Genomic DNA, 7,518 nt, shown 5'->3' on the forward strand with positions numbered 1-7,518 from the left:
CATAGCAGTTGCAAGGCAATTTAGTGGAAGGAAAAGAAACTTCAATGGGGAGTCGTTATGGGCAAGAGGCTATGCGATTTCAACGGTTGGATTCGAAGAAGAGCAGATTAGAAAGTATATTCGAAACCAAGAGCAGCTGGATGGAAAAGGCACGGATGAAGAGGGTGATTTTTAACACGGAAGCTAATTTTAAACACTGAAGTTTAACATTGGCAGCCCTTGGGGCTGCTCATAGCTGTCAAGCCTCCCGCTCTGCGGGAGCGTTATGACTTACCTGATGAATACCAGAGTAGTCGCACATAAAGTGAGTTTGTGATGATCAGCGATTATACTCATTGGATTTATTTGTTCCTCCTGCAGCAGAAGAACGTCCTTGGCCTCCACTGCTCACGGTGCTTCTAGCACTTGCTTCACAAACAAATTCAAATATTGAAAATCCTCTTTTTTATACCTTAACCTCGCTTAAGTAGACTTTGGGTATCGCATGGCGACCGAGGGAGCACGACACTATTGGGTAAATATTATTTCTGTTTAGGAGTCCAGTTTTTTTGTATAGATGAATTACTAATTCTGTATAATGATGACACTAGTCATACTTATTAGTCTTGAAACCAAGGTCTTTTACTTAGGCAACTGTATATTTTTAAGACATGTTCTTACAGTGTTTGGCTGCACTCTCATTGTAATAACGCTTAGAATTTTATAACTTTTTTATCTTGGCTAGGGCAGTAGTGTAATCAGATAAAGGCATGATATTAAGGTTTATATAAAATCAAACTGCCTAGATTAGTATTTATTGTTAACGATCTACCTATAATGTTCGTATAAACAAAAAATTAATTGAATTTACAATTAAAACGCAGCTTGACCAATGAGAATAAAATAATCACAATTCCATGTGTTTTCGTATAAAACTAATAAGGGATAAATAATTATGAAAAGGGCAGCACTGTCATTATTACTACTATACTTTACAGGAAGTGCTTTTGGAGGCTGTTTAGATAATAGTAATCCATCAATTATTAGCTCAAAAATACGTGGTCTTTATATCAATAGCCAAAGCGATGGCAGCGAGACGAAACAGTATGTAATACTAGATAAGAATAATTGCACAGTCAGTGGTGGAAATGTTGAATTAGGCTTTAACACGAGAGCAAATTACTATCTTTACTTTAATGATAAAGATAGCAGTCTCCAATCTGCAATTTTTAAAGCATATTCAAGTGGTGAAAAAGTAGATTTTAGAATCACAAATGCTAGCGATGGTTATAATAAAATTCTTTATATTGTTATGCCGTCAGGTAGTCAAAATCAATAATGACTGTATTATATGCGTGAAGTTTTTTTATGAAGGAAGCTTCTGAAGCACTAGATATGCATAAAGTTATTTAATAATTTCACTACAGTAATAACAGCATTTTATTTTATTAGATATTTTTCTTTTACAATTAGGGCAAGTAGTCGTGTTAGAAAACTCAAACTGCTTGCCTAGTGGTACATCAAAAATTTTACAGAAGGCAAGGGCGAGTTGTCTAGAGTCTTCGCCTTGAGTTCCTGAGAAATCAATAAAGTCATCACCTGTAAGTACGCCAAGCAGACCTATCATTTTTGCGCCTTCACCAGAAAAAGAACAGAGTTTGTATTTTTCACCACGATTGGCTGAAATTGAAAGTGTGTACTTTTCAATCGTATCAGTTTTTGAAATACCGCCTTCATCAAGGGATATACCCCAACATGTTGCAAAATCACTAAAGCTGTAATCTAGGTAATCTATTTCATCAAATGCAATGACAGTTTTTGATTTGAAAAAATAGCAGAAACGGTGGGAAATAATTACGTTACGTGCCTTTCTATTAATGGTCACAGACTCTAGTAATAAAAAAAGAGTGAGCAGATGTATTGCTTTAGAGCCTTTGATCGTTATTAAGTCTTCATCAATCTTAATCGTTGGGCTAAGAGAAAAAAGTGATGAGGTATAACTGACTAAGCTCATTATTTTCCAGTATTTCAATAGGTTAAGATTTATATGCACAGAGTATTAGAGCATTTTAGCACTTTCTAAAGTCAATTTTTGTGAACGATTGAACGAGAAAAGTTAAGGAGTGATCAATAGTTTTTACAAAGAGTATATTGATGCTTGTTAATAATCTGAGGATGAAACAGGCGTATACTTCTGTTCATTAATCATTACTATTAATCACCCAATGAGGGGAGAGTCGCAGTGGACCTTCAATCACATGTCAGAGCGATTGCCAATCATCCTCACTTAAGTCCTGCACAAAAACAGACACAGATAGCACAACTAGCAGATCAAAGCCTTGATTATCCTGAGGTGTCATTAGAAGCTCAACAAGCACTAACCTCAGGTTTGATCTGTGATCTCCATGAAGGCCATGCACCTTATAAACCTCGCTATGTACTTCCGGACTATCGAGAAGCATTGAACAAAGGGTGTGAGTATCTTGAGTTAACACCACCGACAGACCTTGATGAAGCCATTCAGTTTTTGATGATAATGTATCATCATGTGCCCTCGGTGACAGGGTTTCCAGTCTATTTAGGCGATATTGATCAGCTGCTATTGCCTTATATTAAAGAAGATATGTCAGAGGACTATCTGTATAAAAAAATTCGTTTATTTTGGCAGTATTTAGATCGTACATTACCTGATGCTTTTATGCACGCAAATATTGGCCCAATAAACAACCGAGTTGCTAAAGTAATATTGAAAGTTGACCGTGACTTACAGCAAGCTACGCCAAATTTAACGTGTAAATATGATTACCAAAGTAGTACTAGCATTGAACTGTTGAGTGAGGCTATCACCAGTATTATTCATTGTAATAAACCACATATTGCAAATCATCAATTAATCTGCAAAGACTTCCCTGAAGGTTATGGTGTTGCAAGTTGCTATAACTCATTGCCTTTGGGTGGTGGAGCTTTCTCACTGGTTCGCTTGAATCTAGCAGAAAGTTTTAAGTTCGCTATAAAAGAGTACCCAACCGAAAATGATATTGAAGAATGCTATATTCAGCATGTAGCTCCACGTTGTGCAGATTTACTATTCGAAATACTGGAAGCAAGAATAAATTATTTAGTTGAGCAATCAGGATTTTTTGATAATCATTTTCTAGCTAAGGAAGGTTTTATTTCTATTGATCGGTTTACTGCAATGTTTGGTATTTTTGGGTTGGCCGAACTTGTGAATAGTATGATGGAATTAAAGCATGAAGAAGGGCGTTATGGGCATGATGAAGCCGCAAATAAGTTAGGTGAACGGATTGTAGGTATCTATGCTGACTTAATACAAGCCAGAAAAGTTCGTTATTGTAGAAATCAGCAAGTGCTTTTTCACGCGCAATCAGGTATTAGTTCAGATATCGGTGTGACAGAAGGTACTCGTATTACAACTGGAGAAGAACCAGAAACGCTCTCCCATATCCTTGCTGTTTTACCAATGCATCAGTATTTTGCCGCAGGCATCAGTGATATTTTTAACATTGATGAAACCATTGAACGGAACCCCTTAGCATTGTTGGAGGTATCCCAAGGGGCTATTCGTCAAGGATTAAGAATGTTTACCGCAAATGTAGCTAATCGAGATTTGGTCCGTATAACGGGTTACATGGTCAGACGATCTGATATTGAGAAGTATAAAAAAGAAGGCTCACGCTTAAATAGCACAGTGTTAGGCAGTGAAGCAGTTGATAATGGCAAAGTTATTAACCGGTGTGTTAAAGCACTATAAAAAGCCAGGACTATACCCTTCATGAATCATTTTTATGTGCGCTATCCATAGCGCTCACCCTAACGGGCCAGCGAAGCTGTTCTAATGTGTTCCCGACACATTAGTAGGGTTTGTTGTCAGCGCTCTTGACCACTAAGGATGGTGGAAAGGCAGTTTATGTATAATGACATGGATGTCATATAGTAGAGCAATGCAGGCGCTATTGCCGAGGAGCATTTAACGGCTGCACCCTTGTGCCCTTGGGGTATAAAAACCCTTCGTTTTGGGTATACATAGTGTGTTAAAGAAAAGTTTGTTATGAAAAGTATTGATGGTTTGATTAGTAAAATAATTCCATTTAGCTGTGTAGATGGCCCAGGTAGCCGCATGGTTATTTTTTTACAAGGCTGTAATTTTGACTGTATTAACTGTCATAATCCACATACCATTGGTCATTGTAATCACTGTGGTGAATGCATTGAAGCGTGCGAGCAGCAATGTTTGCAGCTTATGAATGATAAGTTAGTATATAATCCAACAAACTGCATACAATGTGAAAAGTGTATTGATCGTTGCCCACGCTCGTCTAATCCAACTTCTCGGTACTATTCAGTAAGTGAGATAAAACAACAGATACTAAAAGTGGTGCCTTTTATTAGCGGGGTTACCTTTTCTGGTGGCGAATCTACCCTTCAATATGAGTTTATTATTGAAGTAGCAGAAATGCTACATGATGATCCAAAGACAAAGCATTTATCAATTTATATTGATAGCAATGGAAGCTTACCTATTTCAAAGTGGAAATTATTGCACAATCATTATGATAAGGCGATGATTGACCTAAAATCGATAAATAAATCAGGACATAAATTGATAACAGGGAGATCAAACAAAAATGTAGTGGCAACTATTCATTATTTGGTTGATCAACAAAAATTACATGAGATCCGTTATTTATTGATTCCACAGCTTAATGATACTTTGTCTGATGCTAGTGAATTGGTAAATTTTATGATATCGATTAAGGCAAGTATAAATCTAAAACTTATGGGTTTTCAGCAGCACGGTGTTCGTAGTCCTTATAATACGCAATATAAAGCAGCTACGTTGGCAGATATAGAAAGCTTTTCAGAAAAGCTATCCAAGCGTGGTTTGACTAATATTTCGTTAGTCAAACCTCTATTCTAAATGTTTAACAAATTACTGACGATCTTTATAGTTTGCAGCTCGTTTTTGAAAGTTTGATTGCATAGCTTCTAATTGATTGGATTTACCCAGTACCTTAGTTTGTAATTCAGCCTCAAGTCGTAAACGTTCTGCGTGTCTTAACTGAATAGCTTCATTTATCATCCGTTTACTTTGCGAAATAGCATCAGGCGATTGCTGACAAATTTGCTCAGCTAAGAATAATCCTCTTTCCATAGCATTTTCGTCAATGTGGGTCACTAAACCAAGTTCCTTAGCTTCTTCAGCGGGTACTTTTCGACCAGTCCACATTAGCTCTTTAATAACATCTAAAGACGTTACATAAGGAAGTGTTGTCGTAATTGACATGTCAGGGATTAATCCCCATTTGATCTCCATAATAGATAATACTGCGCAAAGTGAGGCTACTCTGATATCTGCCCCCATTGCAATCTGGAAGCCACCACCAAAAACAGGCCCGTGTAATACCGCTATAACCGGTACTGGCAGTTCTGTCCAGGCATAGCCAACTTGCTGGGCTTTATTCGCAACTTTATCATCTGAAAAGTTCATCAGGTAAGGTATGTTTTGTGGCTGTTTGATAACTTCTGTAAAGTCTAATCCTGCACAGAACCCTTTACCTTCCCCATATAAAAGTACTGCTCGAATCGACTTATCTGCCGCAATTTCTTCAACTGTAGCTATGAGCTCATTAAACATAGCCATATTGATTCCATTGTATTTTTCAGGCCGATTAAGACCTACTTTAGCAAGAGGACCTTCTTTCTGATATTTTATACAGCCCATTGCTTGACTCCTTAGCGTTTTACCTGAAATTAACCTGCAAAGATTGGGATTCTCCAATTGTAGAGGCTATACACTTATTCTTCTGAGCCGGAGATTTTATACTTAATCACAGCTTTTTCATAATCATAAGCACTTGCGCGATTAACTTCTCCAAATAGTTTAGTGAACTTTTTGTCACTCCAATCGAATAAGGTTTCTCCTGTGATTGCCCGGTCAGCACTTCCTAGATATGTAAAGTGTAAGTGTGTGTATAATGCCAATGCACGGTTGTAGATGTATTCGTCTGGCTGGTCATGATAATCACTTACTTTTGGAATAACGAGTTTTACCATAGTGTAAGGGAAATACTCATAATGTGAAACAAACGCTAGATTCCAAACACTGTACAGGTCAGCCCACTTTTCAGGTAAAGGCATACTAATAAGAATAGATTTGTGATTATCATTAAAGCGACTTGGTAGTTCACCAGGATTATTAGCGGCTAAGACTAACCCAGCTAATGCGTTATCTAGAAACCCATTATTAGTATCGACTGCTACTGCTTCGATAATATTGAGTGGAAGTAATAGCTTAGTAAAATACTCTGGAACATTATTCTCTTTATGGAAGGAGATAATTCTACTAATTGGGTACTCGACTGAAACTAGTTTTACTTTTGCGAAAAGCCCCATATGATCATAAAAGTTAGTTTCATCACGTGTTTTAGACCAAATTGTTTTACAATCCTCAATAATTCGCCAGTCGTCATACATAGCGGTAGTTAGATATTGTTGGACAAGGGCATAAGCAATAACATCAGCTAGGTGCTGAAAGCGGTTGTAGCTTGATTTGTTGATAAGATCATTAAAAGTGTGGCTTTTAGCCTTTTCAAAGAAGTTTAATAAATATTCATTTTTATTCAGGCTGTAAACTGTTTGGTTGATAAATTCTATAGCATTTTGGTTGTTGATTGTGCTGGGTAAAAGTAGATCTGAAACTAAGCTTAGTCTTTCTGTCGCCCATTGATCATTATTATCTAATAAACGCAATGTCCGATAATGCTTCTTCATTTTTTCATATAATTCATGATCCTCCATGCTATTAACAGCTTCATAGAGCGTATTAGCTACATTATTCAGTACGATTGACTGTGTACTAAAGCAATTAAGCGAGAATAGCAAAAAAATAATTGCAAGTGCATTATATTTGATACTATTAATATTCATGATTTAACTTCTCCTTATTACGAGCAGATAACCATCCCTAAAAAATATAGGTTTTTTCTACTGTGTTTATTATTATTTATAGAGGGGAATATATATTGTGTTGAATCAAGAGAGTTTGCTGAAATAACGTTGTATTTGATAATTGATATTAATAGCAATAGGCTTTGGATGTGGATTTTGAGTCATGAACTTCTAGCCGTTCATAAGTAATAAGCAACTAATGAGTTGACCTAAAAAAGCAAGGTATACCCATTCACGAATGATTTCTAGGTTTTGTTATCTTCACTCCTCACCCCTCACCCCAATCACCTATTAATATAACGCGATGCTCGACTTTTATTAGTTTGAAATGACAACCCCTGACCCCAACCTTTGTTTTGCCGAAACAAATTCAAAGGGACAGGGGATGTCAGTAGAAGAGTTTATCATAGCAGTTTATTGCTGGGTTGATGATACCTTTAATGATTTACTTAAAGGCCAGCGATTACGTGAACGAGGGACTATGCCTTCCCTTTCTGATCCTGAAGTGATTGCAATGGAGCTCATCGGCGAGTTTTTTGGGCTAGATGAAGATACACATATCTGGCGGTA

7 protein-coding genes and 1 pseudogene are annotated in these 7,518 nt (G+C 36.9%); 5 read left to right on the forward strand and 3 right to left on the reverse strand.

Translation table 11 applies throughout. From position 1 onward, the window contains the following. The first annotated feature begins 1 nt into the window (after window position 1). Complete coding sequence (locus F607_RS36220) at window positions 2-175, forward strand: transposase (RefSeq protein ID WP_084611388.1); 174 nt, start codon at window positions 2-4, stop codon at window positions 173-175. 759 nt (window positions 176-934) lie between these two features. After that, window positions 935-1,318, forward strand: a complete 384-nt coding sequence (locus F607_RS0123025; RefSeq protein ID WP_027709955.1) for a hypothetical protein — start codon at window positions 935-937, stop codon at window positions 1,316-1,318. A 66-nt stretch (window positions 1,319-1,384) separates the two neighbouring features. Here the strand turns inward: F607_RS0123025 and F607_RS0123030 are convergent, their stop codons facing one another. Then, on the reverse strand, window positions 1,385-1,993 hold the full coding sequence (locus tag F607_RS0123030) for a hypothetical protein (protein ID WP_027709956.1): 609 nt from the start codon (window positions 1,991-1,993) through the stop codon (window positions 1,385-1,387). A 228-nt stretch (window positions 1,994-2,221) separates the two neighbouring features. Here F607_RS0123030 and F607_RS0123035 point away from each other — a divergent pair, with 228 nt between their 5' ends. Both F607_RS0123035 and F607_RS31305 read left to right on the forward strand, forming a co-directional pair. Further along, complete coding sequence (locus tag F607_RS0123035) at window positions 2,222-3,751, forward strand: YjjI family glycine radical enzyme (protein ID WP_027709957.1); 1,530 nt, start codon at window positions 2,222-2,224, stop codon at window positions 3,749-3,751. A gap of 297 nt (window positions 3,752-4,048) precedes the next feature. Further along, window positions 4,049-4,918 carry a YjjW family glycine radical enzyme activase gene (locus tag F607_RS31305; RefSeq protein WP_038292107.1) on the forward strand — a complete coding sequence of 290 codons (870 nt, stop codon included), beginning with the start codon at window positions 4,049-4,051 and terminating at the stop codon, window positions 4,916-4,918. A 12-nt stretch (window positions 4,919-4,930) separates the two neighbouring features. On the opposite strand, the gene F607_RS0123045 is transcribed toward F607_RS31305, so the two are convergent. Together F607_RS0123045 and F607_RS0123050 are read right to left on the reverse strand one after the other, a co-directional pair. Continuing rightward, window positions 4,931-5,722, reverse strand: a complete 792-nt coding sequence (locus F607_RS0123045) for a crotonase/enoyl-CoA hydratase family protein (protein WP_027709958.1) — start codon at window positions 5,720-5,722, stop codon at window positions 4,931-4,933. A 74-nt stretch (window positions 5,723-5,796) separates the two neighbouring features. Beyond that, window positions 5,797-6,927 (reverse strand): hypothetical protein, encoded by a 1,131-nt coding sequence (locus F607_RS0123050; protein ID WP_027709959.1) that lies wholly within the window; start codon window positions 6,925-6,927, stop codon window positions 5,797-5,799. A 406-nt stretch (window positions 6,928-7,333) separates the two neighbouring features. Here F607_RS0123050 and F607_RS31310 point away from each other — a divergent pair. Then, window positions 7,334-7,518 (forward strand): annotated as a pseudogene (locus F607_RS31310) (IS982 family transposase); the annotation flags it as partial.

Origin of the sequence: Zooshikella ganghwensis DSM 15267, from assembly GCF_000428585.1 — a bacterium.
In the GTDB taxonomy this organism is placed as follows: Bacteria; Pseudomonadota; Gammaproteobacteria; order Pseudomonadales; family Zooshikellaceae; genus Zooshikella; species Zooshikella ganghwensis.

Excerpts from the sequence above, each read along its gene's own strand:
- F607_RS0123025 (WP_027709955.1), top strand. The coding sequence starts at position 935 with ATGAAAAGGGCAGCACTGTCATTATTACTACTATACTTTACAGGAAGT.
- F607_RS0123030 (WP_027709956.1), bottom strand. The coding sequence starts at position 1,993 with ATGAGCTTAGTCAGTTATACCTCATCACTTTTTTCTCTTAGCCCAACG.
- F607_RS31305 (WP_038292107.1), top strand. The coding sequence starts at position 4,049 with ATGAAAAGTATTGATGGTTTGATTAGTAAAATAATTCCATTTAGCTGT.
- F607_RS0123045 (WP_027709958.1), bottom strand. The coding sequence starts at position 5,722 with ATGGGCTGTATAAAATATCAGAAAGAAGGTCCTCTTGCTAAAGTAGGT.
- F607_RS0123050 (WP_027709959.1), bottom strand. The coding sequence starts at position 6,927 with ATGAATATTAATAGTATCAAATATAATGCACTTGCAATTATTTTTTTG.